At 65.4% G+C, this 23,899-nt stretch carries 24 protein-coding genes; 15 read left to right on the plus strand and 9 right to left on the minus strand.

Annotated elements, in window-relative coordinates; translation table 11 throughout:
- Window positions 1-155: 155 nt before the first annotated feature.
- The 3 genes from AC0WRY_RS21115 to AC0WRY_RS21125 are packed head-to-tail and all read left to right on the plus strand — an operon-like array spanning window position 156 to window position 3,187.
- A complete protein-coding gene (locus AC0WRY_RS21115) occupies window positions 156-1,355 on the plus strand; it encodes a mandelate racemase/muconate lactonizing enzyme family protein (protein ID WP_194402697.1) in 1,200 nt (399 codons plus the stop codon).
- Window positions 1,356-1,367: 12 nt separating this feature from the next.
- Entirely contained in the window at window positions 1,368-2,135 is a 768-nt protein-coding gene (locus AC0WRY_RS21120) for an SDR family oxidoreductase (protein ID WP_194402698.1), read from the plus strand.
- 20 nt (window positions 2,136-2,155) lie between these two features.
- Window positions 2,156-3,187 (plus strand): L-idonate 5-dehydrogenase, encoded by a 1,032-nt coding sequence (locus AC0WRY_RS21125; protein WP_194402699.1) that lies wholly within the window; start codon window positions 2,156-2,158, stop codon window positions 3,185-3,187.
- On the opposite strand, the gene AC0WRY_RS21130 is transcribed toward AC0WRY_RS21125, so the two are convergent.
- Complete coding sequence (locus tag AC0WRY_RS21130) at window positions 3,177-4,070, minus strand: DUF3280 domain-containing protein (RefSeq protein WP_194402700.1); 894 nt, start codon at window positions 4,068-4,070, stop codon at window positions 3,177-3,179. The two genes, AC0WRY_RS21125 and AC0WRY_RS21130, sit on opposite strands and share 11 nt — an antisense overlap.
- A 194-nt stretch (window positions 4,071-4,264) precedes the next feature.
- On the opposite strand from AC0WRY_RS21130, the gene AC0WRY_RS21135 reads away from it, so the two are divergent.
- Both AC0WRY_RS21135 and AC0WRY_RS21140 read left to right on the plus strand, forming a co-directional pair.
- Window positions 4,265-5,647 (plus strand): sensor histidine kinase, encoded by a 1,383-nt coding sequence (locus tag AC0WRY_RS21135; RefSeq protein WP_194402701.1) that lies wholly within the window; start codon window positions 4,265-4,267, stop codon window positions 5,645-5,647.
- Window positions 5,644-6,306, plus strand: coding sequence for a response regulator (locus tag AC0WRY_RS21140; protein ID WP_194402702.1), 663 nt, complete (start codon window positions 5,644-5,646; stop codon window positions 6,304-6,306). Before AC0WRY_RS21135 ends, AC0WRY_RS21140 begins: the two co-directional genes overlap by 4 nt.
- A 12-nt stretch (window positions 6,307-6,318) precedes the next feature.
- Here the strand turns inward: AC0WRY_RS21140 and AC0WRY_RS21145 are convergent, their stop codons facing one another.
- Complete coding sequence (locus AC0WRY_RS21145; RefSeq protein WP_194402703.1) at window positions 6,319-7,281, minus strand: MBL fold metallo-hydrolase; 963 nt, start codon at window positions 7,279-7,281, stop codon at window positions 6,319-6,321.
- A gap of 43 nt (window positions 7,282-7,324) precedes the next feature.
- A complete protein-coding gene (locus AC0WRY_RS21150; RefSeq protein WP_194402704.1) occupies window positions 7,325-8,308 on the minus strand; it encodes a VOC family protein in 984 nt (327 codons plus the stop codon).
- A 140-nt stretch (window positions 8,309-8,448) separates the two neighbouring features.
- Between AC0WRY_RS21150 and AC0WRY_RS21155 the strand changes: the two genes are divergently transcribed.
- The 4 genes from AC0WRY_RS21155 to AC0WRY_RS21170 all read left to right on the plus strand — a co-directional run bounded on the left by AC0WRY_RS21155 (window position 8,449) and on the right by AC0WRY_RS21170 (window position 12,952).
- The gene (locus tag AC0WRY_RS21155; RefSeq protein ID WP_194402705.1) at window positions 8,449-9,240 is read left to right on the plus strand and encodes a DNA-binding transcriptional regulator; all 792 of its coding nucleotides are present in this window, start codon (window positions 8,449-8,451) and stop codon (window positions 9,238-9,240) included.
- 76 nt (window positions 9,241-9,316) lie between these two features.
- Window positions 9,317-10,825: a bifunctional 3-(3-hydroxy-phenyl)propionate/3-hydroxycinnamic acid hydroxylase MhpA gene (gene mhpA / locus AC0WRY_RS21160; protein WP_491120786.1), complete on the plus strand. Its 1,509-nt coding sequence runs from the start codon at window positions 9,317-9,319 to the stop codon at window positions 10,823-10,825.
- Window positions 10,826-10,849: 24 nt separating this feature from the next.
- The gene (locus AC0WRY_RS21165; RefSeq protein WP_194402707.1) at window positions 10,850-11,701 is read left to right on the plus strand and encodes a fumarylacetoacetate hydrolase family protein; all 852 of its coding nucleotides are present in this window, start codon (window positions 10,850-10,852) and stop codon (window positions 11,699-11,701) included.
- A gap of 39 nt (window positions 11,702-11,740) precedes the next feature.
- Window positions 11,741-12,952 (plus strand): ABC transporter substrate-binding protein, encoded by a 1,212-nt coding sequence (locus tag AC0WRY_RS21170; protein WP_194402708.1) that lies wholly within the window; start codon window positions 11,741-11,743, stop codon window positions 12,950-12,952.
- 4 nt (window positions 12,953-12,956) lie between these two features.
- Here AC0WRY_RS21170 and AC0WRY_RS21175 read toward each other — a convergent pair whose 3' ends face one another.
- Window positions 12,957-13,799, minus strand: a complete 843-nt coding sequence (locus tag AC0WRY_RS21175) for a hypothetical protein (RefSeq protein WP_194402709.1) — start codon at window positions 13,797-13,799, stop codon at window positions 12,957-12,959.
- Window positions 13,800-14,022: 223 nt separating this feature from the next.
- Here AC0WRY_RS21175 and AC0WRY_RS21180 point away from each other — a divergent pair, with 223 nt between their 5' ends.
- From AC0WRY_RS21180 to AC0WRY_RS21195, 4 genes are read left to right on the plus strand one after another with little or no spacing between them, the layout of a single operon-like run.
- Entirely contained in the window at window positions 14,023-14,907 is an 885-nt protein-coding gene (locus AC0WRY_RS21180) for an IclR family transcriptional regulator (RefSeq protein WP_194402710.1), read from the plus strand.
- 1 nt (window position 14,908) lies between these two features.
- Window positions 14,909-16,105, plus strand: coding sequence for a CaiB/BaiF CoA transferase family protein (locus AC0WRY_RS21185; RefSeq protein WP_194402711.1), 1,197 nt, complete (start codon window positions 14,909-14,911; stop codon window positions 16,103-16,105).
- A gap of 38 nt (window positions 16,106-16,143) precedes the next feature.
- The gene (locus tag AC0WRY_RS21190; RefSeq protein ID WP_491120790.1) at window positions 16,144-17,130 is read left to right on the plus strand and encodes a Bug family tripartite tricarboxylate transporter substrate binding protein; all 987 of its coding nucleotides are present in this window, start codon (window positions 16,144-16,146) and stop codon (window positions 17,128-17,130) included.
- Between the two features lie 22 nt (window positions 17,131-17,152).
- Window positions 17,153-18,373, plus strand: coding sequence for an ABC transporter substrate-binding protein (locus AC0WRY_RS21195; protein WP_194402712.1), 1,221 nt, complete (start codon window positions 17,153-17,155; stop codon window positions 18,371-18,373).
- 25 nt (window positions 18,374-18,398) lie between these two features.
- On the opposite strand, the gene AC0WRY_RS21200 is transcribed toward AC0WRY_RS21195, so the two are convergent.
- From AC0WRY_RS21200 to AC0WRY_RS21210, 3 genes are all read right to left on the minus strand, one after another.
- The gene (locus AC0WRY_RS21200) at window positions 18,399-18,665 is read right to left on the minus strand and encodes a hypothetical protein (RefSeq protein WP_194408352.1); all 267 of its coding nucleotides are present in this window, start codon (window positions 18,663-18,665) and stop codon (window positions 18,399-18,401) included.
- Window positions 18,666-18,852: 187 nt separating this feature from the next.
- On the minus strand, window positions 18,853-19,344 hold the full coding sequence (locus AC0WRY_RS21205; protein WP_194402713.1) for an SRPBCC family protein: 492 nt from the start codon (window positions 19,342-19,344) through the stop codon (window positions 18,853-18,855).
- A 2-nt stretch (window positions 19,345-19,346) separates the two neighbouring features.
- Window positions 19,347-19,733, minus strand: a complete 387-nt coding sequence (locus tag AC0WRY_RS21210; protein WP_194402714.1) for an ArsR/SmtB family transcription factor — start codon at window positions 19,731-19,733, stop codon at window positions 19,347-19,349.
- Between the two features lie 282 nt (window positions 19,734-20,015).
- On the opposite strand from AC0WRY_RS21210, the gene AC0WRY_RS21215 reads away from it, so the two are divergent.
- A complete protein-coding gene (locus AC0WRY_RS21215) occupies window positions 20,016-21,077 on the plus strand; it encodes a serine hydrolase (protein ID WP_194402715.1) in 1,062 nt (353 codons plus the stop codon).
- A gap of 63 nt (window positions 21,078-21,140) precedes the next feature.
- On the opposite strand, the gene AC0WRY_RS21220 is transcribed toward AC0WRY_RS21215, so the two are convergent.
- Together AC0WRY_RS21220 and AC0WRY_RS21225 are read right to left on the minus strand one after the other, a co-directional pair.
- Window positions 21,141-21,965 (minus strand): outer membrane protein, encoded by an 825-nt coding sequence (locus AC0WRY_RS21220; protein ID WP_194402716.1) that lies wholly within the window; start codon window positions 21,963-21,965, stop codon window positions 21,141-21,143.
- A 268-nt stretch (window positions 21,966-22,233) separates the two neighbouring features.
- Window positions 22,234-22,938, minus strand: a complete 705-nt coding sequence (locus AC0WRY_RS21225) for an SDR family oxidoreductase (RefSeq protein WP_194402717.1) — start codon at window positions 22,936-22,938, stop codon at window positions 22,234-22,236.
- Window positions 22,939-23,054: 116 nt separating this feature from the next.
- Here AC0WRY_RS21225 and AC0WRY_RS21230 point away from each other — a divergent pair, with 116 nt between their 5' ends.
- Complete coding sequence (locus AC0WRY_RS21230) at window positions 23,055-23,894, plus strand: GNAT family N-acetyltransferase (RefSeq protein ID WP_194402718.1); 840 nt, start codon at window positions 23,055-23,057, stop codon at window positions 23,892-23,894.
- Window positions 23,895-23,899 lie beyond the last annotated feature (5 nt).

Below are 23,899 nucleotides of genomic sequence, written 5' to 3' on the forward strand. Positions count from 1 at the left end.
GGGCGCCTCGCTCCGAGGCGTCGTGTTTGTGACATCCTTAAAACATGTTGTGATATATTACAAGCGGGCGTAAGACTGCCCTCGCCCCGCCGCCAAGCGCGGCCCGAAGATGACAAACAACAGGGCGCTAAGTGCCCGACGGGAGGATTGTGACCGTGAAGATCACGTCGATCGAGACGCTGCGTACCGAAGAATTCTCCAACGTCATCTGGGTGCGCGTTCACACCGACACCGGCGTGATCGGTCTCGGCGAGACCTTCTACGGCGCGGGCGCCGTCGAAGCGCAGATCCACGACACCTTTGCCGGCCGCCTGCTCGGCCGCAATCCCCTGCATATCGAAGCGATTCACCGCGATATGCTCAACCTGCCGATGGCGCAGTCCTCCACCGGCGTCGAATATCGCGCGGCGTCCGCGATCGACATCGCGCTGTGGGACCTGTTCGGCAAGGTCTGCGGCCAGCCGGTGCACCAGATGCTCGGCGGCCTCTGCCGTGACAAGCAGCGCATCTACAACACCTGCGCCGGCACGCAATATGTGCGGTCCACCAATATCAGCCCGGTCTCGAACTGGAATCTCGGTGCTGCCAAGGGACCCTACGAAGACCTCGACGGCTTCATGAACCGTGCCGATGCGCTGGCCGAAAGCCTGCTCGAAAGCGGCATCTCGGCGATGAAGATCTGGCCGTTCGATCCGGCGGCGCAGGAGAACAAGGGCCTCTACATCACGGCCGCGCAGATGAAGCAGGCGATCGAGCCGTTCGAGAAGATCCGCAAAGCGGTGGGCGACAAGATGGAGATCATGGTCGAGCTCCATTCGCTGTGGAATCTGCCGACCGCCAAGCAGATCGCGCGCGCGCTCGAGCCCTACAAACCGACCTGGTACGAGGACCCGATCCGGATGAACTCGCCGCAGGCGCTGGCTGAATACGCCCGCTCCACCGACGTCTGGGTCTGCGCCAGCGAGACGCTGGGCTCGCGCTTCCCCTACAAGGACATGCTCGACCGCGACGCCATGCATGTGGTGATGGCGGACCTGTGCTGGACCGGCGGCCTCACCGAAGGGCGCAAGATCGCGGCCATGGCCGAGACCTATCACCGCCCCTTTGCTCCTCATGACTGCATCGGCCCGATCGGCTTCATCGCCGCCATCCACATGTCGTTCAGCCAGCCCAACACCTTGATCCAGGAATCGGTGCGCGCCTTCTACAAGGGCTGGTACAATGAGCTCGTCACCACGATGCCCGTGATCAAGGATGGCTATGTCTTCCCGATGGAAGGCCCTGGCCTTGGCGTCGACCTTCTGCCCGCCGTCTTCGAGCGCTCCGATCTCATCGTGCGTCGCTCCAACGTCTAAGGACCTTCCGACATGAGCACTTCCCTGTTCGATCTCTCCGGCCGCACCGCGCTCGTCACCGGCTCGTCCCGCGGCCTCGGCCGCGCCATCGCCGAGGGCATGGCGAGGGCCGGCGCGAAGATCATCATCAACGGCGTCGATCCCAAACGCGTCGAGCAGGCCGTCGCCGAGTTTCGCGCCGCCGGCCACCAGGCCGAGGGTGCCGCGTTCAACGTCACCGACGAGCCCGCCATCGTCGCCACCTTCAACGATTTCGACAAGAAGGGCATTGCAGTCGACATCGTCGTCAACAATGCCGGCATCCAGCACCGCAAGCCGCTGGTCGAGTTCACCACCGACGAATGGCGCAAGGTGATCGAGACCAACCTCACCAGCGCCTTCGTGATCGGCCGGGAAGCTGCCAAGCGCATGATCCCGCGCAAGCACGGCAAGATCATCAATATCGGCTCGCTCGGCAGCGAGCTCGCCCGCCCCACCATCGCGCCCTACACCGCGGCCAAGGGCGGCATCAAGAACCTGACCCGCTCGATGGCGGTGGAATGGGCCCAGCACGGCATCACGGCCAATGCGATCGGCCCCGGCTACATGCTGACCGACATGAACGAGGCGCTGGTCAGCAACGCCGACTTCAACAACTGGCTGATGGGCCGCATTCCCTCCAAGCGCTGGGGCAAGCCGGACGAGCTGGTGGGCGCCGCGATCTTCCTGGCGTCGGATGCCTCAACCTATGTTAACGGCCAGATCATCTATGTCGATGGCGGCATGATCGCCGCGATGTGACCTGCGAACAGGAGCAAGCCATGCGCGCCGTCGTCATCCATGCCCCCAAGGATTTGCGGATCGACAGCTATCCCGACCCAGCGCCCGGCCCGGGCGAGGTCCGCGTCAAGATCGCCAATGGCGGCATCTGCGGCTCCGACCTGCATTACTATCATCACGGCGGTTTCGGCGTCGTGCGCATCCAGCAGCCGATGGCGGTGGGCCACGAGATCGCCGGCGTGGTCGCTGCGGTCGGTGATGGCGTCACGGCGGTAAAGCCGGGCACGCGCGTCGCGGTCAATCCAAGCAAGCCGTGCGGGATGTGCCTGCATTGCCAGGAGGGCATGCGCAACCAGTGCCTCGACATGCGCTTCCTCGGCAGCGCGATGCGCTTTCCCCATGTGCAGGGCGGCTTCCGCGAATTCATCACGGTCGACGCCACGCAGGCCGTGCCGATCGCGGACAAGCTCTCGCTTGCGGAAGCCGCGGTCGCCGAGCCGCTCGCGGTGTGCCTGCACGCCGGCAAGCAGGCCGGCCCCCTGCTCGGCAAGCGCGTGCTGATCACCGGGTGCGGCCCGATCGGCGCGCTGATGATTTTGGTGTCGCGCTTCGGCGGCGCATCCGAGATCGTGGTCACCGATGTCGCCGAGGCGCCGCTCGCGGTTGCGCGAAAAGTTGGCGCGACGCACGCCATCAACGTCGCGGCCGATGCCACGGCGCTCGATCCCTGGCGCGCCGGCAAGGGCGTGTTCGACACGCTGTTCGAAGCCTCCGGCAATCAGGCCGCACTTCGCGCCGCGCTTGACGTGCTCAGGCCCGGCGCGACGCTGGTGCAGCTCGGCCTCGGCGGCGAGATGACGCTGCCGATCAATTCCATCGTCGCCAAGGAATTGCAGCTGCGCGGCACCTTCCGCTTCGACCCCGAGTTCGAGCTCGCGGTGCGGCTGATGGGCGAAGGCCTCATCGACGTCAACCCGCTGATCACGGCCACCATGCCGTTCGAGAACGCGGTCGCCGCCTTCGAGCTCGCCAGCGACCGCTCGCAGTCGATGAAGGTGCAGCTTACTTTCTAGCTCCTTCCGCGGCCTGCTGGCTTTCGATCAGCCGGTCGCTGACCAGCCGAACCGCACCGCGTTTCCAGGAATAGTCCGCGCCGAGGCGCAAGCCACTGTCGCCGCGCGCTAAAACCGCGCCGGTGCCGGCATCGCGCAGCTGGAAGCCGAGCGTGTATTCGGTGCGGCTGACCCGCCGCACCACGCCGATCAGCGATTGATCCGCACCGAGCTGTTTCGCAATCGCGGCCTCGCAACCACCGCAGTCGCGCAAGGCGCGCGCCTTCACTGCCTCGCCGCCCGCGCCGCCGACGTCGACGATGCGGTAGCGGCCGGACTGGCCGAGGACGTCGCGCACGCCGCCGGTGACGTCGGCCAGGTTCGATACATCTGAAGCGGCCAAGGCACCGACTGACGCGGCCGTCATGTCCTCGAGCTCGAAATCGAACACGGCCAGCGCAACCGGCGCGGGCGTTGCAAGCGCCGCCATGACCTCGCGGGAGACGAAGATCTCGGCGCGCTCCCATGATTCGTCATTGTCGCCGCGGAAGGTGTAGAGCTTGTCCATCACGAGCTTCCTGGCGCCGACGTCGATCACCGCGATCTTGGCCCATTGCACCAGCGTGCTCGTCTTCTGGATGCCGCCGATCACCTTGAACGCGGCCCCGTCCTGGGCCGAGGCCACCAGCCGGTAGCGCCCGCCCTCGCCAATATCCCGCCTGAGCGCGGCCATGAACGCGGACAGCCGCCGCTCGTGGGCCGCGGTCTGGTTGGCCGGCTCGGCCGACGTGTCGGTATAGCTGAAATCGTCCATGGCAACGCCGATGGCGGCCTCGGCGGCAGCCGGCGCACACGGCAGGACGAAGAGGAGCAGAGCAGGAAGGATCGATCGGGAGAGGTGCATGAGCGGGGCCTCGCGAGAACAAGCGGTTCGCAAAATCTCCGCGGCAGGCCGGGGCCCTGCAACGGCCGGCGTCCCGGCGAGCCCCGGGAAAATTTCACGACATTGCACTGCGGTAACGCGTGGTGCTTTGCGTGGCTGGCGTTCTGCCGTTTAATGCAGAGGCGACAAAACCGTTCGCGCAAGGTGCTCCCCCGATGTGGAACCGCCCGAGGTTCGATCTCAAGGTCCGTCTGACGTTGCGCGTGGCCGCCATAACGGCTGCCTGCTTCGCCGCGATCTCCGCCTATTTCCTGATTGCCGCCGACCGCGACGCCCATGCGCGCATCGACAGCATCGCCGCGATCGTGGCGAAATCGCTGGAGCTGCAGCAAGGCAAGATCCAGTGGGTGGCCGGTCCGCGCGACTTCCCCAACCTCGACCCCGTCGCCGCCTATGTGATGACCCCCGGCCTCTGCCTGGCCTTCCGCGGCGCGAGCGGCGAGATGCTGCAGCGGTTCTGCAGCGGTGCGCCGGCTCCGGCGAGCCCGCCGCCGCAGGCCTTTACCGCTTTCTATCGCAGCCTGTTCGACCCAGGCCGCGAGGCGGCGCGGCCCGTGATCGTGCGCGGCGCCAAGCTCGGTGAGACCGTGGTGTCGGTCGATCCCGCGGTGCAGACGGCGGAGGCCTGGCACGAGGCCGGCCGTCTGATGATTGCGCTGGCGATCGCGCTGCCGCTGTTGTGCCTCCTGGTCTACGCGGCGCTGGCGCGCGCGCTGCGCCCCACCCGCCTGATCTGCACCGGCCTCGAGCGGATCGCGGCCAACGACCTCGCGGCGCGGCTGCCGCCGTTCGATCTCGCCGAGCTCTCCGCGATTCGCGACGGCTTCAACCATCTCGCCGAAAGCCTCGACAATGCGCTGGCCGAGCGCAGCGAGCTGACGCGCAAGCTGATCGCACTGCAGGACGACGAGCGCCGCCATCTCGCCCGCGAGCTGCACGACGAGTTCGGCCAGTCGCTGGCTGCGATCCGCGCGCTCGCCTCCTCCGCCCGCCAGACCGCCGCGCAGGACTGCCCCGCCCTGCTCGGCGAATGCGACGGTATCGCGCGGACCGCGACGGACATGATGGAGACGCTGCGCGGCGCGCTGTTCCGGCTTCGGCCTCCCGATGTCGAGGAGCTCGGACTCGTTGCCAGCCTCGAGGGCCTCGTCGCGGGCTGGAACGGACGCAGCCGCGGCGAGACGCGCTTCACGATCCAGTTCGAGGGGGCGTTCGAGACCCTGCCCGCCGCGATCAGCGCCAACCTCTACCGCATCGTGCAGGAGGCGCTCACCAACGCCGCCAAGCATGCCGGTGCCACCAAGGTCGGCCTGCATCTGACGATGGCAGCCGACGAGATCGCCCTTGCCATCGACGATGACGGCCGGCCCAGCGATGCCTCGAGCAAGTCAGGCATGGGCCTGCTCGGCATGCGCGAGCGCGTTGCCGCACTGCGCGGCCGCATGACCTTTGAAGTCGGCCAGAACGGGGGCTCGGCGCTGCGCGTCGTCATTCCGCTCGCCGCCGGCGAGCCGCAGGTGCTGGAGCATGCGGCATGAGTGCTGCCGATGCGTCGATCCTGCTGGTGGACGACCATTCCGTGGTCCGCGAAGGCTATCGCTCCGTGCTCCAGAAGCAGCCGGGCCTGCGTGTCATTGCCGAAGCGGCCGACGGCGCGGAGGCCTACCGGCTGTATAAATCCGAGACGCCCGATCTCGTCATCATGGATTTGAGCATGCCCGGCATCGGCGGGATCGAAGCGATCAGGCGGATCAGGCAGTGGGACAAGGGCGCAAGGATTCTCATCTTCACCATGCACCAGAATGCCGGCTTCGCCGTGCAGGCGATCCGCGCCGGCGCGAGGGGCTACGTCACCAAGACCAGTCCGCCGGAAACGCTGGTGCGCGCCGTGATGGACGTGCTCGCCGGCAAGATCGCGATCAGCCCCGACATCGACCACGAGCTGGCGCTGAGCCGGCTCGGCGGCGAAAGCTCGGCCGCCGACGTCCTCACCGCACGCGAGTTCGAGGTGCTGCGGCTGCTGCTCGCCGAGAAGACGACCGACGAGATCGCCGAGACGCTCCATGTCAGCCCAAAGACGGTGGCGAACCTGCATTCGCTGATCAAGGACAAGCTCGGCGTCGGCTCCGACATCGAGCTGGTCCGCCTCGCGCTGCGCCAGGGCCTGTTGACGGAGCCCGATCTCGGCGAAGCCTGAGCGGTCACCTGCCTAAGGCGCAAGCCGCGTTCCATCGGGTGCAAATGCCTCGACCGTGTCGCCGATCGCGAACGACATCATGTCGCGCCCGACGAGCAGAGGTCCCTTGTAGCTCGTACGGGTGCGCAGGATCAGCGGCTCCTCCGGAATGTCGGCGACGGGCTTCACCGTGCCGAACACAATGTGGGAGTATACGGCGAGCTTTGGCCTGGCGGACGCAAAGATCAGGCCCGCCTCCTCTGGCGAGGTGTGGTGCGCCTGAATGTCCTTGTAGACCGGACTCCTGACCAGCAGCTCTGGCTCGATCACGGCGACCTCGTGGATCAGCAGATCGGCGCCCTCCGCCGCCTTCGCGACCCGCTGATCGTACTTGGTGTCGCCTGACAAAACCACTTTATGGCCGCCATACTCGACGACGTAGCCGAACGACGGTTTGATCTTCTCGCCGTGATTGACCTCGATCGCGGAGACCCTGACACCGTTGCTATCGTAAACGGGCCCGGCTTCTATGTCCTTTGCGGCAAATCTGATTGCTTCGGGATCGAGGTGCTCGTCATCGATACGAATGCGGATGTCGTCGGCAAAGGCCTTTGTCAGGTTCTCCGCCATCGCGACGGAGCCCTTGGGCCCATAGAGCTTCATCGGTCCCTTGCGGGACGCCCAGGGCGTGGCGAGCCAGCCGGTCAGCCACATATCGGGAAGGCCGACGAGGTGGTCGGAATGCAGATGGGTGATGAAACTCGCCGTGATCGCGCCGAGCGGGATCTTCAGCTTGTAGAGCTGCATAGTCGAGCCGCGGCCGAGATCGAACAGCAGCTTCTCGTTGCCTGCCTCCACCAGCGTCGAAGCACTGAAGCTGGTCGGACGCGGAGTCGGAACCCCGGTGCCGAGCAGCGTCACCTTGATCGGTTCGGCCGAGGCGGCGATCGTCAGCGCGAGCAGCACGACGCCTGCCCGCAAAATAGTCTTGAGCATAGTCTTGTTCCCCGAGAGTCAGATTATTGCAGTGTCGCCACGTTCATTCGCGCGCGACCACCTGGTCCAGCCACGCGCAGTTCAGCGGCGGCACGCGCGGGTCGGCGACGCGGACGCCGCGGGCCGCTGCATCCAGCCGCATGTCGCGCAGGCGCTTGCGCTGCTCTTCCGGCATATGGAGCCGTTCGTGTCCCCACAGGGACGGGCCGTCAAAAGTCTCGTGCGGCTGCCAGGTGTCGGGATCGATGACGCGCGCGCCCCAGCCATATTCGATGAAGAAGCCGGACGGCGTGTTCACATAGAATGAGGTCATGTGGTCGTTGGTGTGCCGTCCCAGCGTGTAGGCGACGCGGCCCTCTCCGAGCTGTGCCAGATCGTAGCCCTGCCCGACATCGTCGAGACTTCCGAGCTCGACCATGAAGTGATGCAGTGCCTTCCGCCCGGAGCCGACCATCGCAAAGCTGTGGTGGCGGCCGTTGACGTGGAAGAAGTACAACCCATAGGGCTTCAGCCCGAAATCCGAGACGTGGAAGCCGAGCACGTCGCGATAGAACGGCAGCAGCGGCTCGACATCCTCCACGTTCAGCACGACGTGCCCCATGCCGAGCGCACCAGTGCGAAAACCCGAGATCGGGCGGCCCGGCTTGAACGGCTCGATCGCCAGTTCCGGCTCGCAGAAAGCCTCGAGCCGATTGCCCGCGGGGTCAGTGAACCAGATCAGCTCGGTGACATGCCGCTCGTCGGCGAGCGCGCGCGCCCCGCGCGTCACCTTGACGCCCTGGCTTTCGAGCCGTCCCGCCAATTGATCAAGCTCTGCCGTGGACGGAACTTCCCACCCCATCACCGCAAGGCCTGCGTCACTGCTGCCATCGACGATGAGCCGCTGCTTGCGGTCGTCCATGCGGAAAGCGCGCATCTTGCCGCCGCGATCGACCTGCTGCATGCCGAGCAGCCCCGTTGCCATCTGGCCCCACTGGTCGAGCTGCGATGAGTTGATGCCGATATAGCCGAGCGCGGTGATTTCCATCGAAGTCCTCCAGAAGGCATCGCGCCGCAAGACGGCGAACTTGATACCGGCTGCGCGCGATCTTAACGTGGTGTTCCGCAATCGCTTCGCGTTCGCAACGATAATCGCGGGACCGTGCACCACAAGGGAGGAAATGCGAAGTGTCCAAGGAGCGGACGGGGCCGGGCGCGCCGCGGCAGTCGGAGGGCGTCCGCGCCTTCAAGCGCGGGCTTGACGTACTGCGCGAGGTCAACCGCTCCGGCGGCATCCGCGCAGGCGACGTCGCCCGTGCGCTCGACCTGCCCCGTCCAACCGTCTACCGCCTGCTCGAGACATTGGAGGAACTGGGATATATCGCGCGCAGTGCCAGCGATGACCGCTTTCGGGTGACCCGGCGAGCCCTGAGCCTCGGCGACGGCTACGATCCCGGCGTGGTGATTTGCCAGGGGGCGGCGCCCTACCTCGCCGAGCTCAGCAAGACCCTGGTCTGGCCGGTCGATCTCTCCACGTATGAGAACGCTGCGATGGTCGTCCAGGAGACCACCCACGCGCGCAGCCCGCTCTCGATCGACCGCGGCATGATCGGCAAGCGCCTGCCGATGCTGCGCACCTCCGCCGGCCGGGCCTATCTCGCCGCCTGCCCGCCGCGCGAACGGGACCTCATCATCAATCATCTGCGCCGCATCGACGAGGCCGACGACCGTCCGTTTCTCGATGCAGCGCGGCTCGATCGCATGATCGCCGAGACGCAGGCGCGCCGCTACGCGATCCGAAGCGAGGGCGAGTTCAACCCCAAGACGGCGTCGATCGCGGTGCCGATCGTGCGGGATGGAGCCGTCTTCGGCTGCATCTCCATCATCTGGATTCGCTCGGCGCTGCGGATCGACGAGGCAATTGCGCAATTTGCAGCGCAGCTTCAGGAGACGGCTGCGGCCATTCCGGTCGACGTCTAGGCCGATCCGTCCGCTGGGCGGACACTTCGGCCAGCGGCGTTGATGCTGCGACGCGGCTTGGGGAAGAAATAGCCCCATGCAGAATAAATCCGCCCCCGAAGAGTTCGATGTCGCGATCGTCGGCCGTGGTCCGGTCGGCGCCACCCTCGCCAACCTGCTGGGCCTGTGCGGCATCCGGACCTTGGTGCTGGAGCGCGAGGGGCAGACCTACCATTTGCCGCGCGCGGTCCATTTCGACGACGAATGCATGCGCGTGTTCCAGACCATCGGACTCGCCGACGCCATCCTGCCCCACGTGATCCTCAGCCCCGGCATGCGGTTTCTGGACGCGGGCGGCAAGATGCTGTTGGACTGGTCGCGGCCGCAGAATTTGACGCCGATGGGCTGGCATCTCAGCTATCGCTTTCACCAGCCGGATCTGGAGGATGTCCTGATCGGCGGTCTTGCCCGCTTTCCCCACGTCATCTTGCACGGCCGCTGCGATGTGTTCGCACTCGATCAGGATGAGCATGGCGTGCGTGTCCGCTACGAAGACCTCACGAACGGACAACTCACCGAGGTCCGCGCCCGCTATGTGATCGGCTGCGATGGCGCCCGGTCTCTGGTCCGCCGCTTCATCGGCTCCGGCATGGACGATCTCGGCTTCCACGAGCGATGGCTGGTTATCGACGTGCTACTCAAGCGAGCGCGTGACGATCTAGGCGATTACAGCTTACAGCATTGCGATCCCAGACGGCCCGCGACCTATGTCCGCGGCACCGGAACGCGGCGGCGCTGGGAGATCACGGTTCTCGCGGACGAGGATTCTCACGAGATCGCGCAACCGGCAAAGGTCTGGGAATTGCTGTCGCGCTGGGTCACGCCAGATGATGCCGAGATCGAGCGCGCCGCGGTCTACACCTTTCATTCCGTGATCGCAAAGCAATGGCGGCATGGAAGATTGCTGCTCGCGGGCGATTCCGCGCACCAAACCCCGCCCTTCCTCGGCCAGGGCATGTGCGCGGGCGTCCGCGATGCCGCCAACCTCGCCTGGAAGCTCGACGCCATTATTCGGGGCGCCGCCACGGCCGATCTGCTCGACACCTACCAGAGCGAGCGCCTTCCGCATGTGCGCGAGTTCATCGAACTCGCCATCCGTCTCGGCGGCGTGATCAACACCAAGGCCATCGAAGCGGGTCTCGCTGCGGGCGAGGCTCGCGAGAACGCTCCGGTGAAGCTCGAGGTGAGGAAGCCCCTGCTCGGACCTGGACTGGCGCCCCGCGACATGCCGCTCGCGGGAGATCTGGCGCCGCAATTCGAGCTTCGGGACGGCAGCCGCAGCGACGATCGGGTGGGCTACGGCCATGCCCTGCTCGTCGCAGACACGTCGGCCCTTTCCTCGCGGCCGGCGCTTGTGCAGGCGGGACTCAAGATCCTGGCCAGCGACGATGCCGACGGCATCGGCGAGTGGCTGAGTCGGCACGGCATCATCGCCGCACTGGTTCGTCCCGACCGCTATGTGCGCGGCGCCGCGCGGAACGAGATCGAACTCGACCAGCTCATCGGCGCCATCACGCCTCTCACCCACGTGCCGTCCGCGGCCTGACCAAGCATTTCTCAAGGACATCTCATGAAGCTCCTCTCTTTCACCGCTAGCGGCCGCGCCTCGTTCGGCGCCGCCAAGGACAACGGAATCGTCGATCTCGGCGCGCGCATGGCGCCCTGCTCCGCGCTGCGGCAGTTGCTTGAATCTGACGGCCTCACCGAAGCGGCAAAGCTCGTCGCCTCGACGGCGCCCGATCATCCGCTCGACAAGGTCAGCTTCGCTCCAGTGATCCCCGATCCCGGCAAAATCATCTGCGTCGGCCTGAACTACCGCGACCACGTCGCGGAGACTGGCCGCACGGTGACCGAGAAGCCTGCGCTGTTCGCGCGCTTCGCCTGCAGCCAGGTCGGCCATCTCCAGCCGATCGTGAAGCCGAAGGTGAGCGACGATTTCGACTATGAAGGCGAGCTCGCATTGGTCATCGGCAAGGCGGGCCGCCACATTCCGGCGACCCGCGCGCTCGATCACGTCGCCGGCTATTCCTGCTACAACGAAGGCAGCGTCCGCGACTGGCAGCGCCACACCAGCCAGTTCCTCTCCGGCAAGACCTTTGCCGAGAGCGGCAGCTTCGGCCCGTGGCTGGTGACGGCGGACGAGATTCCGGATCCATCGAAGCTCAGCTTGCAGACGCGCCTCAACGGCACCGTCGTGCAGGACACCAGGACCGACCTCCTGATCACCGCGATTCCCGAGTTGATCGCCTACATCTCCACAATCTGCCCGCTCGTCCCCGGCGACGTCATCGTGACGGGCACTCCGGGCGGCGTGGGCGCCAAGCGCACGCCGCCGCTGTGGATGCGGCCGGGCGACACCGTCGAGGTCGAGATTTCCGGCATCGGCACTTTGCGCAACACGGTGATCGCCGAACCGGCCTGAGCTTCGTGACCGACCAACCAACATAAATCAGGAAACGCCATGAACTCTTCTCGCTCGCTGTCTACCGCCATCATGCTGACGACGCTAGCGCTCGCATGCCCTGCCGCGCGCGCCGAGATCAAGGGCGAGACCATCCGCATCGGCCTGCTGACCGACATGAACGGCGTCTTCGCCACCGCGATGGGCCCGGGCTCGGTCGAGGCGGCGCGGATGGCCGCGGAGGAGTTCGGCGGCAAGATCAACGGCAAGCCGATCGAGATCCTGCAGGCCGATCACCAGAACAAGCCGGATCTGGCGGCATCGCTCGCCCGCAAATGGTTCAGCGACGGCGTCCAGGCGATTGCCGACGGCGGCAGCTCCGGCGCCGCCCTCGCCGTGCAGGAGCTGGTCCGCGGCAACGGAAAGATCTTCCTCGTCTCCGGCGCCGGCGCCAACCAGCTCACCGATGAGGCCTGTGCGCCGACCAGCGTGCAATGGACCCAGGACGCCTATTCCACCGCGACCGCCGTGGTCTCGGGCATCATGCAGACCAGCAAGGAGCCGTGGTTCTTCATCACCGGCGACTACGCCTTCGGCCATTCGATCGAGGCGACGGCACGAGCTCGCATCGGCGAGCTCGGCGGCAAGGTCGCCGGCGGCGTCAAGGCGCAGCTCGGCACGCCCGATTTCAGCTCGTTCCTGCTGCAGGCCCAGTCCTCGGGCGCGAAGATCCTCGCCATCAACGTGGCCGGAGACAATGCCACTGCGATCAAGCAGGCCGAGGAATTCGGCCTCGCCGATCAGGGCATCAAGATCGTGCCGATGTCGTTCCAGAACGTCGACATCGAGGCGGTCGGGTTGAAGGCAACCCGTGGCGACCTCATCGTCACCTCGTTCTTCGAGGACGTCTCGCCGGCAGCCAGGAAATTCTCCGATGCGTTCTTTGCGCGCCGAAAGGCGATGCCGTCGCAGATCCAGGCCGGCGTCTATTCCGCCGTGCGCCATTATCTGCAGGCGATCAAGGACACCGATTCCGACGACAGCGCAACCGTGATGGCCAAGATGAAGGCGACCCCGGTGTCGGACGCCTACACGCCCAACGGCCGCATCCGCGAGGATCAGCGCATGGTGCACGATCTCTATCTAGTCCAGGTCAAGACGCCGCAGGAGTCCAAAGGCCCCTGGGATTTCGTCAAGCTGGTCGCGACCATCCCGCCCGACCAGGCCTTCCGCCCGCTCGACCGCAGCAAATGCGGCTTGGTCGGCAAGTAGCAGCTTACGCCAGATAACGCACCAGCTGGCCTTCCATCGCATAGAGCGCGCAGAGCGCCAGGCTCGACCACACCGCGGCGCTGAAATACAGGAACATCCAGGTCAGCTCGCCTTTCCAGTGCGCGATGTCGTGGGTCACCACCCAGCGCGTCGAAACGTCATGCAGGCCTTCGAGGAAGCCGAGAAACCTGTTGCCCTCGGCGTGCCCTGCCCGCCAGCGGCTGAGATACATGGGAACGTCGACGGTGACGAGAAAGGCCAGGAAGCAGGCGATGCCGACGATGCCCGACATCAGCGCCCAGCGCACCACGCCCTGGAATTCCGGCATCAGGCGGCACAGCGCGATGCCGGCGAGGAAGAAGGTCACGGCCCACAGCGAATTCTCGATCGCGTTGAAGAGGAAGTTGGTCGTCACCACCGCGTACCAGGAGAAGCACTCCGCGATGATGATGATGGGCACGATCACGAGCGCGATGTTCACCGCGGTCTCCGCGCCCGTCATCTTGCCGAGCTGATGCAGGATAATGGCCCATTGCGCGACGAAGCAGAGCTCGGCCACGGTCGCGACGGTGCGGCCGACCACGACGCTCGACAGCCAGGTGTCGAACAGGCAGATGCGCTGCACGTCCGCGCGCGGCAGGAACGAGCGGAACGCGCAGCCGAACACATAGCCGGCGCAGAGCAGGAACATCAGCCCGATGTCCGAGCCGCCACCCGCACTTCCTGCGACCGTCGGGTAGAACTCGCGATACAGCATGAACCAGACCAGGATATTGGCCGCGCTCACGAGCGTGAGAGATCCCCACCACCACGCGAGGGGATTTGACCGCGCCTGCCACTGCAACATGAGCCGCTCCAGAAATTATCGATGAATTATCGATCTGACATGTCGACGTAATAATCCTGTCACAAGACGGCATGCAATCACGACAAAAATCCGTGTGGTCGCCTCGCTCGCGCGCGTTCTTCAGTGAAATTTCGATGCAATTCTTATGTCCACATATCGGACAATTTCTGTACCGTCATCGAATATATTGGACAGAAGCGACGCTTCCGTTCGATAGTCAGGAATGGCCCCGAAAGACTCATCCAAGCCGCGACATGCGCCCTCCTCCGCTGCCGCCGTGCTGGCGGAGAGCGTCGATGACGCCGCCTTCGCCACGACGCTGGCGAAGGGGCTGGTCGTGCTCGAAGCGTTCAAGGCCGGCAGCACACTGCTCGGCAACATGGAGCTGTCGACGCTGACGGGCATTCCGCGGCCGACGGTTGCGCGGCTCACCCACACGCTGGCCGAGCTCGGCTACCTCCGTTACGACGCTGAACGGGCGAAGTACCGCGTCGCTGCGCGAGCGCTACGGATCGCGCATCCGCTGCTTGCGGGCATGCAATTCCGCCAGGTGGCACGGCCCATGATGCAGGAGCTGGCGCTCAGCGTCCGCGGCACGGTCTCGATCGGCCTGCTCGACGCCACCTCGATGATCTATGTCGAGACCGCACGCTCCGGCGATGTCGGGCCCCACGCGCCCGACATCGGCATGCCAATTCCCGTGGTGATGACCGCGATGGGACGCGCCGCGGCAGCGACCTTGCCGCCGGCCGATGCCGAGCGGCTCGAACGCAACATCGCCGCCGAAGACGCCGAGTTATGGTCGGCCTTCCGTGACAAGTACCGCGCCGGGATCACGCAATGCAAAAGCCGCGGCTTCTGCACCTGCTGGGGCGAGTACATGGCTTCGATCCATGCCGTCGCCGCACCGCTGTTCCACGTCAGCGAATCCAGGCAGTCGTTCTCGATCAATTGCGGCATCCCCGCGTTCCGCCTCCAGCCGGGCCAGCTGGAAGGCGAGATCGGTCCGCGCATCGCGGCGCTCGCCGACAGCATCCGCGCCATCGTCGGAAAGGCGGCCCCCGCGCCGCCGGCGCGCAAGACCAAGAAAACCAACACCGGGACGTGAGATGGCTGGGCCGCTCGAAGGTTTGAGAGTTCTCGACATCGCGACCATCATCGCAGCGCCCTTTGCCGCGACGCTGCTGGCCGACTACGGCGCCGAGGTGCTCAAGATCGAGATGCCCGGCCAAGGCGACGGCGTGCGGGCGTTTCCGCCATTCAAGGACGGCAAGCCGCTGTGGTGGAAAGCGGCCAACCGCAACAAGAAATTCGCCACGCTCGACCTGCGCGCACCGGATGGGCTTGCGCTATTCAAGCAGCTGCTGCCGCGCTTCGACGTGCTGATCGAGAATTTCCGTCCGGGAACGCTCGACCGCTGGGGCTTGCCCAAGGAGGTGCTGTGGTCGATCCAGCCGCGCCTCGTGATCCTGCGCGCCACCGCTTTCGGGCAAGATGGCCCCTATCGCGAGCGGCCCGGCTTTGCCCGCATCTTCGAGGCCATGGGCGGGCTCACCTACATCACCGGGGAGAGCAAGGGCGAGCCGACCCACCCCGGTTATCCGATCGGGGATTCGATCGGCGGCCTGTTCGGCGCCGTCGGCGTGCTGGCGGCGCTGTGGAAACGGGCGCGTGACCCGAATGCGCCTGGCGAGGAGATCGATCTTTCGCTAACGGAGGCGACCTTCCGCCTGCTCGACGTCCTCGCTATTGAACACGACCAGCTCGGCGCCGTTCGCAGCCGGATCGGCAATGCCAACGGCTATTCGGCGCCAGCCGCCGTGTTTCGCACGCAAGACGATCATTGGGTCACGCTCGCAGGTTCGACCAACGCACTGTTTGCGGCGAACTGCCGGGCGATCGAACGGCCCGACCTCATCGACGATCCGCGCTTCGCCAGCAACGACCGGCGCGTCAAGCACGCTTCCGAGCTCAACGACATCTTCGCCGGCTGGTGTGCCGCCCATCCCCTCGATGACGTCCTCGCAAGGTTCAACGCAGCGCAGGGAACGCTCGCCCCGATCTATTCGATCGACCAGATCGTCGACGACCCGCAAATGAAAGCGCGCGAGATGATCACGCGCGTGGCTGACCGGGATTTCGGCACGGTCGCCATGACCAATGTCGTTCCGCGCTTCACCAATGATCCCGCGCAAATGCGTCACGCCGCCGGCGACGTCGGCCAGGACAATGACGAGGTCTTTCGCGATTGGCTCGGCCTGACCGAGCAGGAGATCGAACGGCTCACCGAGCGAAAGGTGATCTGAACTAACAAGAAGACTGACAATAAAGGGAGGAAGAGATCGTGGCATCGCACGACGTCACACGACGAACCCTGCTGGGCACAATCGCAGGCGGCCTTCTTGCCGGCTCAAGCCTGACGGCACGGGCCGAGGATGCATGGCCTTCGCGCATGGTGCGGCTGATTTCGCCCTACGGCCCCGGCGGCTCCAACGACATTTCGCTGCGCCTGCTCGTCGAAGAGTTCGGCCGCAATCTCCGTCAGCAATTCATCGTCGAGAACAAGCCGGGTGCCGGCACCCGCATCGCGAACGACATGGTCGCCCATGCCCCGGGCGACGGCTACACCCTGCTCTACGTCGCGGCGCCCTACGCGACCGCCGAGGCGCTGTTCGGCAAGCTGACCTATGACCGCAAGGATCTGCAGCCGGTCGCGATGGTCGTGGTCGCGCCGCTGTTTCTCATCATCAGCGCCGACGCACCATTCAAGACGCTTCCCGAATTGATCGCCTACGGCAAGTCGAAGCCGGATGGGCTGACCTTTGCTTCGCCCGGCGCCGGCTCGCAGCCGCACCTCGCCGGAGAGCTGCTGTTCCGCGACGCCGGCGTCAAAGGTCTCAACATCCCGTTCCGGGGTGATGCGGCCTCCTACACGGAGCTGCTCGCCGGACGCGTCGATGCCACGCTGACGGCGCTGCCGACCGCCCTGCCCTACATCCAGAGCGGAAAGTTCATCGTGCTCGGCGTCGCCTCGCCCGAGCGCAGCGCACTCTATCCGCAGGCACCCACGCTGCGCGAGCAGGGCTTTCCCAACGTCGCCGCCGCCGGCTGGTACGGCTTCATGGCGCCCGCCACGACGCCGCGCGCGATCGTCGACAAGTTCCAGGCCGAAGTCCTGCGCGCGCTGGCAGAGCCCGCGATCAAGGACAAGCTGACCGCTCAAGGTCTGGAGGTGCGCGCAGGCACTGCCACCGAGTTCGGTCAGTTCATCGATGCCGAGACCCAGAAGTGGACCAAGCTGATCCGCGATGCCGGGCTCAAGGGCGAATGATCGCAGACAACAGGGAATGGAAATGAAGAACCGTCTTCTCGATCGCGTCGCGGTCACCGCGCTTGCCCTGGTGATGTCGCTCGCACAGGCTCATGCGCAGAAGAAATACGATCCCGGCGCCTCCGACACTGCGATCAAGGTCGGTCAGACCGTGCCGCTCAGCGGCCCGGCCTCGGCCTACGCCGTAATCGGCAAGACCCAGGCGGCCTATATGAGGATGATCAACGACCAGGGCGGCGTGAACGGCCGCAAGATCGAGCTGATCCAGTATGACGACGCCTATTCGCCGCCGAAGACGGTCGAGCAGGTCCGCAAGCTCGTCGAAAGCGACGAGGTGCTGCTGACCTTCCAGATCATCGGCACGGCGCCGAACGTCGCCGTGCAGAAATATCTCAACGCCAAGAAGATCCCGCAGCTGTTCGCTGCCACCGGCGCGGCACGCTTCACCGATCCAAAATCCTTTCCCTGGACCATGGGCTTCAATCCCTCCTACCTCGTCGAGGGCCGGATCTACGCGCAGTACCTTCTGAAGAACCATCCGAACGCCAAGATCGGCGTGCTCTACCAGAATGACGACCTCGGCAAGGACTATCTTGCCGGCCTCAAGGCGGGCCTCGGTGACAAGGCAAAGATGGTGGTAGCCGAGACCTCCTACGAGATCTCCGAGCCGACCATCGACTCGCAGATCCTGCGCTTGAAGGACGCCGGCGCCGACGTGCTGTTCAGCGCCACGACGCCGAAACAGGCGGCGCAGGCGATCAAGAAGGTCGCCGAGATCGGCTGGAAGCCGCTGCACATCATCGACATCAACGCTTCCTCGCTCAGCGCCGTGCTGAAGCCGGCGGGACTGGAAAATTCCAAGGGCGTCGTCAGCGTCGGTTACGTCAAGGATGCCGCAGACCCCGACTGGAAGGACGATCCCGGCATGAAGCGCTACCTCGCCTTCATGGCAAAGTACTATCCCGACGGCGACAAGGATTCGAACCTGAACGTCTACGGATACATCACGGCCCAGCTGCTGGTGCAGGTGCTGCAGCAATGCGGCGACGATCTGACCCGCGAGAACGTGATGCGGCAGGCAACCAGCCTCAAGCACGTCGTGCTCGATCTGACGCTCCCGGGAATCTCGGTCACGACCACACCGACCGATTATCGCGTCAACAAGCAGTTCCAGATGGTGCAGTTCGACGGCCAGCGCTGGCAGAAGCTCGGCGACATCGTGACGGACGAGGCGAAGGAGTGAGAAGAGCCAGGCTTCGAGACGGCGCTCAACGCTGGCCGGCTCGCCGACCGCCGTTGCGGATCAAAGGGTCGCTCTCCCGGACATGGTGCTGATATTGGGAGATGGCGCGATTGGCCATGCGGATCCGGTTGGTTTGCCCCTCCTCGACCATCCCGGTGATGCGCTGTGCCAGGAATACGCAGGCTTCGAATTCGTCGCGGATCGCGCCTGTGCGGTCGAGAAAATCCCAGGCAATCTCGTAGGCCTGCTCCGCGGCGGGATTGCGATAGTCGCTGAAGACAATGTGCGTCATCACCGGCAAAGCCGGAGAAGCGCGATCGTTCCTGCGGCCCCCCTCGTGCGGCAGAAAGCCCGCTAATCCCGATAATGTTCCGGTCGCGGGAACGACGCCCCCGCCGCAAGTCATCGCACGTCGGCACCACGCCTTGCCAATGTCAGCGAAAACGGTCCCGGCGGCTCTGCGCCGGGACCTCATGTCTTCACCGCTTCATGCCTGCGACATAGGCCGCGAGCTTGTCGAGCGTCTGATAGCCGTACTCGACGGCGCCGAAGCCGATCATGCCGTCGCGCTGCTCGGTGCTCGAGGCAAGCTGGCGCATCATCAGCACGGTCTTGCCGTTGCTCTGCTCGGCAAAGGTGACGGTGAAGCGGAACATGCCGGGATCCTCGTCCTGGTCTGTGCCGTGATCCATCTCCATCAGCGACGGCCGCTCGATGCGGCGGAAGCGCATCCGGTTCGGATAGACCGTGCCGTCGGGGCCGATCATGTTGAAGCGCCAAACGCCGCCGACCCGCACGTCGATCTCGAAGGTCTCGACCTTGAAACCCTTCGGCCCGAACCATTGCGGCAGATGCTTGGGGTCGGACCAGGCCTCGAACACCAGATCGCGGGGCGCGTCGATCACGCGCGACATCACGATCTCGCGGTCGAGCGACCATTGCGACAGAGCGGGGTTGGCAGAATTCGTCATCGTCAAGAACCTTTCTTCTTGGTTGTGCGGGACGGCCGTTTGGCGACCGCCTGCTCCTTCTCTTTCTTGAGCTTCATCACATAGGTTTCGAACCGGTCGAGCCGCGCCTCCCAGATCGCGCGCTGCTGCTGGAACCAGTCCTCCGCCCCGAGCAGCGCATCCGGGCTGAGCCGGCAGGTCCGCACGCGGCCGGATTTCTCCGATTGCACGAGCCCGCTCGTCTCCAGCACATGGATGTGTTTCATGAGGCTCGGCAGCGCCATGTCGAAGGGATCGGCGAGCTCGCCGACCGACGCCTCCCCCGCACACAGCCGCATCACGATCGCGCGCCGCGTCGGATCGGCAAGCGCTGCGAAAACCTGGTCGAGGCGGGATAATTGGTTAGCCATGAAGCTAACTATAAGCGACGTGGACGCCCGCGTCAACAATTGTTATCCGATTGGCTTAGTTTTGTACCGCGACTTCGATGCGGAACCTGCGACGCGCAATTGTGAATTGGGCCGCGGGACGCTTCCGGCTAAAGCAGATCGGGGGCGCGTCAGAATCGCTCATCAGAGCCCGTGCCGCCTATTGTCACCTCATCCCCCATCACAAGGCGGACCTTCGCCCGGGCCGTCTTCATTCCGGCTGCGCTCGCGCTTTGCTCGCAACCCGCCTCGGCGGATTCCGACATGATCGCGCAGATGCGCGACATCGTCGCGAGCGAGCTGGCACCGACCGCGACGCCGGACTCTGCGGGCGGCCTCGCTGCCGCCCTCTATGCCGGGCGCCATGTCGAGTTCTTCAGCTACGGTTTTGCCGATGATGCGACCGGCCGGAAGGTGACGCCGGATACCTTGTTCAACCTCGCCTCCTTGAGAAAACCGTTCGAGGCGGCTGTTGTGGCGCTCGGCGTGCTGCGTGGCGAGCTGCGGCTCGACGACCGCCTGCCGAAATACCTGCCCGAGCTGAACGGCACCTATATCCCCAACGTCACCGTCGGCCAGTTGGTGACACACACATCGGGACTTTTGCTGCCGACCGACCATCCGCCATGGCCGAACGATGAGTACACGCGCGCGCAGTTCATCGCCATGCTGAACGCCTTCGCGCCGGCGGCGAGCGTCGCGCCCGGTCGGCAACGCATCTACACCCATGCCGGCTATGTGCTGCTTCAGCTCGTGGTCGAGCGCTGCTACGACTTGCCGATCCGCACGCTGATCGAGGGGCGCATCCTCAAACCGCTCGGCATGCACTCAACGTTCATTCCTGAGCGCGGCGCAGACAATCGCGCCGTCATGGATGCCGCCTGGATGCAGCGCGCGGTCCAGGGCTATTCCGACCAGGGCGCAGCCGTCGGCCCGATCGGCGATCAGCAGAGCTATTTTGCCTTTCCCGGCACCGGCCAGATGTTCGCCTCGGTGCGGGATCTTGCCACGTTCGCGGCGGCCTGCGTCGATGGCCGGACCATCGATCCGCATTTGCGCGAGGCGCTGCGGATGACGCAGCGCGAGGCCTTCCGCGTCGACGAGAAATTCGGACAGGGCATGGCCTGGGAGACCGTGCGTCTTCCGGGCGTCACCATCGTCGACAAGCCCGGCGGCCTCAACAACGCCTCCGGCTATATCGGCCTGGTGCCGGCGCGGCGGATCGGCATCGTCCTGCTGGCCAATCGCGGCGAGTATCCGCACGAGATCGCCCGCTACAAGATTCTTCCCGCGCTGGCACATCTGCTGGCATCGCACGCAGGCTGAGCTTCAAAACAGAAAGCCCCGGCCGAGCCGGGGCTTTCCACGCCAGGATCGGACCGGGACAGATCAATACCTGGCGACGACGGGTCCGCCGAACTTGTAGTTCACGCCGACGCGCACAATGTTCGACTTGAGGTCGACCGAATGGGTGAAGGTCTGCACCGGCAAAGCCACACCGACGCTGAAATTGTTGCTGGTCATGCTGCTGCGGCCGAGATCGACATAGAGATATTCGGCCTTCAACGACCAGCCATTGCCCACGGCGTATTCACCGCCGAGGCCCGCGGTCCACCCGACGCGGGTGTCGCGGATCGTTCCGGATTCGGTCGCGCCTGCGAAGGTATCGGTGAAGCTGAAATTGCCCCTGACCTCTGCGATGGCGGCACCGCCGGTGGCGTAGATCAGCCAGCTCGGCGTCGCGAGGAAGCCGATGCGGCCGCGAATGGTGGCGAGCCAGTCGGCCGAGACCGACGAGTTGACGGTGAAGGTGGTCGGCGCGCAGCAGGGATACACCGCCGTGCTGCTCGCGCTGCCCTTGAAGCCGAAATAGTTGATGTCGCCCTCGAGGCCGAGCACGGCGTTGTTGACCTGCCAGTTGTAGCCGGCGGTGAAGCCGCCGGTCACGCCGGAGCTGTTGATGTGCTGGGCGCCGACCGTTCCGATGGCGGTCACGCTCGAATCCGCGAAATAGGCGGCCACCGGAAACAGCGTGGTGGTGGCCGGGTTCGCGCTGCCCCACTGCCCACCGACATTGCCGCCGACGTAGAAGCCGGTCCAGTTATAGACGGGCGCCATTGCCGGCGCCTTGGTGTAATGCGCCGCGAGGTCGGCGGCCTGAACGGACGCGGTCCCCAAGACAACCGACGCGATCGCCAGCAACAACTTGTTCATTCCAGTCTCCTTGCCCCACGCGATGAACTCGCGTTTCGATTGCCCGCCGATAAAAACCGGCGCAGTGAGGGCATACGGCGCGCGCCGCTCCTCGTCTTGGGCTGCGGCGAAGTTCATCGGGACTGTGACGTAGTGTGCATCGGAGATCGTACAAACGGATGAGCAGTGTGACTGGAGGGCCACAGATCACCCCTCATCAACGGCGTGCAGCGCACGCCGCTGTCGCATGACGACAAGGCCGCGAGGCCGCGACTCGGCTCTGCTTGCCTCAGACCGAGCGCGTCAGTCCGCCGTCGACGCGGATGTTCTGGCCGGTGATGTAGGCGGCGCCGTCGGAGGCCAGGAACGAGATCGTCGCCGCGATCTCCTCGACCTTGCCATAGCGCTTCATCGGCACGCTGTCGCGGCGTGCATCCTGCTGCGGCAGGCTGTCGATCCAGCCCGGCAGGACGTTGTTCATGCGGATGTTGTCGGCGGCATGGGCATCGGTGAAGATTTTTGTGAAGGCGGCGAGCCCTGCGCGGAACACCGCCGAGGTCGGGAACATCGCGCTGGGCTCGAATGCCCAGGCCGTCGAGATGTTGATGATGGTCCCGCCCTTCTGCGCCTGCATGATCGGCGTCACCAGCCGCGTCGGGCGGATCACGTTCAACAGATAAGTGTCAAGGCCGGTGTGCCACTGCTCGTCGGTGATCTCGGTGATCGGCGCGCGCGGGCCGTGGCCGGCGCTGTTGACGAGCACGTCGATCCGTCCCCATTTTGCCATCGCACCGTCGACGAAACGCTTCAAATCGTCGTTCGACTTGTTCGAGCCGGTGACACCGAGCCCGCCGAGCTCGGCCGCCAGGGCCTCGCCCTTGCCCGAGGACGACAGGATCGCGACACGAAACCCGTCCGCCGCCAGCCGCCGCGCAGCCCCTGCCCCCATGCCGCTGCCGCCGGCGGTAACGAGCGCAACCTTCTCTGCTGCCATGACCGATGATCCCTTCGAGTTGAGGCGAGCCGCAGGCTCGGCCTATCATGAGGCCTTCTACAGCCAGACCTGTCGGCAGGTCCATGGTCGAAGGTCACAGTCATGAGCAACGCGAGATGAGCGAGCTGTTGATCCGCAATTTGCGCCCCGAGGAAATCTCGCTTGCCATCGGCTGGGCCGCGGCCGAGGGCTGGAATCCGGGCCTCTCCGATGCCGCCTGCTTTGCCATCCCCGACGCGCAAGGCTTCTTCGTCGGCGAGATCGATGGCGAGCCGGTCGCGACGGTCTCCTGCGTCAATTACGACGATCGCTTCGCCTTCCTCGGCTTCTACATCGTGCGTGCGGGTCTTCGCGGCTCCGGCCACGGCCTGCGCATCTGGAACGCGGCGATCGCGCATGCGGGCACGCGCGTGATCGGGCTCGATGGCGTGGTGGCGCAGCAGGGCAACTACAGAAAGTCAGGCTTCCAGCTTGCCTACGCCAATATCCGCTATGGCGGCATCGTCACTGCGCCTGCGAGGCCGCCCGCCGATGTCGTCGCACTCGACACAATCCCGTTTACGCTTGTGGAAGCCGATGACGCCACGGTCTTCCCGGCCCGGCGCAGCGCTTTCCTGCGTGCCTGGACCAACACGTCGGGCCATGTCGGCCGCGCGCTTATGCGTGACGGCGAGCTCGCCGCATGGGGCGTGATCCGGCCGTGCCGGACCGGCTACAAGATCGGCCCGCTGGTCGCCGACGATCGCAGGGCGGCGGAGGCGATCGTGCAGGCCCTGCTGGCAAGCGCGGATGGCGAGGTCTTCCTCGACGTCCCCGCCGTCAACCGTGACGCCATCGCGCTCGCGGAGGCGCTCGGGCTGAAGCCGGTGTTCGAGACGGCGCGGATGTACACGGGCGCGATCCCGCCGCTGCGGATCGACCGCGTCTTCGGCGTGACCAGCTTCGAGCTGGGCTAGACCCC

Source organism: Bradyrhizobium sp. T-12, assembly GCF_058314695.1.

Bases quoted from the DNA above. Each gene is read 5' to 3' on its own strand.
- AC0WRY_RS21120 (WP_194402698.1), top strand. From the start codon at position 1,368: ATGAGCACTTCCCTGTTCGATCTCTCCGGCCGCACCGCGCTCGTCACC.
- AC0WRY_RS21125 (WP_194402699.1), top strand. From the start codon at position 2,156: ATGCGCGCCGTCGTCATCCATGCCCCCAAGGATTTGCGGATCGACAGC.
- AC0WRY_RS21130 (WP_194402700.1), bottom strand. From the start codon at position 4,070: ATGCACCTCTCCCGATCGATCCTTCCTGCTCTGCTCCTCTTCGTCCTG.
- AC0WRY_RS21135 (WP_194402701.1), top strand. From the start codon at position 4,265: ATGTGGAACCGCCCGAGGTTCGATCTCAAGGTCCGTCTGACGTTGCGC.
- AC0WRY_RS21140 (WP_194402702.1), top strand. From the start codon at position 5,644: ATGAGTGCTGCCGATGCGTCGATCCTGCTGGTGGACGACCATTCCGTG.
- AC0WRY_RS21145 (WP_194402703.1), bottom strand. From the start codon at position 7,281: ATGCTCAAGACTATTTTGCGGGCAGGCGTCGTGCTGCTCGCGCTGACG.
- AC0WRY_RS21150 (WP_194402704.1), bottom strand. From the start codon at position 8,308: ATGGAAATCACCGCGCTCGGCTATATCGGCATCAACTCATCGCAGCTC.
- mhpA (WP_491120786.1), top strand. From the start codon at position 9,317: ATGCAGAATAAATCCGCCCCCGAAGAGTTCGATGTCGCGATCGTCGGC.
- AC0WRY_RS21165 (WP_194402707.1), top strand. From the start codon at position 10,850: ATGAAGCTCCTCTCTTTCACCGCTAGCGGCCGCGCCTCGTTCGGCGCC.
- AC0WRY_RS21170 (WP_194402708.1), top strand. From the start codon at position 11,741: ATGAACTCTTCTCGCTCGCTGTCTACCGCCATCATGCTGACGACGCTA.
- AC0WRY_RS21175 (WP_194402709.1), bottom strand. From the start codon at position 13,799: ATGTTGCAGTGGCAGGCGCGGTCAAATCCCCTCGCGTGGTGGTGGGGA.
- AC0WRY_RS21180 (WP_194402710.1), top strand. From the start codon at position 14,023: ATGGCCCCGAAAGACTCATCCAAGCCGCGACATGCGCCCTCCTCCGCT.
- AC0WRY_RS21185 (WP_194402711.1), top strand. From the start codon at position 14,909: ATGGCTGGGCCGCTCGAAGGTTTGAGAGTTCTCGACATCGCGACCATC.
- AC0WRY_RS21195 (WP_194402712.1), top strand. From the start codon at position 17,153: ATGAAGAACCGTCTTCTCGATCGCGTCGCGGTCACCGCGCTTGCCCTG.
- AC0WRY_RS21200 (WP_194408352.1), bottom strand. From the start codon at position 18,665: ATGACGCACATTGTCTTCAGCGACTATCGCAATCCCGCCGCGGAGCAG.
- AC0WRY_RS21205 (WP_194402713.1), bottom strand. From the start codon at position 19,344: ATGACGAATTCTGCCAACCCCGCTCTGTCGCAATGGTCGCTCGACCGC.
- AC0WRY_RS21210 (WP_194402714.1), bottom strand. From the start codon at position 19,733: ATGGCTAACCAATTATCCCGCCTCGACCAGGTTTTCGCAGCGCTTGCC.
- AC0WRY_RS21215 (WP_194402715.1), top strand. From the start codon at position 20,016: ATGATCGCGCAGATGCGCGACATCGTCGCGAGCGAGCTGGCACCGACC.
- AC0WRY_RS21220 (WP_194402716.1), bottom strand. From the start codon at position 21,965: ATGAACAAGTTGTTGCTGGCGATCGCGTCGGTTGTCTTGGGGACCGCG.
- AC0WRY_RS21225 (WP_194402717.1), bottom strand. From the start codon at position 22,938: ATGGCAGCAGAGAAGGTTGCGCTCGTTACCGCCGGCGGCAGCGGCATG.
- AC0WRY_RS21230 (WP_194402718.1), top strand. From the start codon at position 23,055: ATGAGCGAGCTGTTGATCCGCAATTTGCGCCCCGAGGAAATCTCGCTT.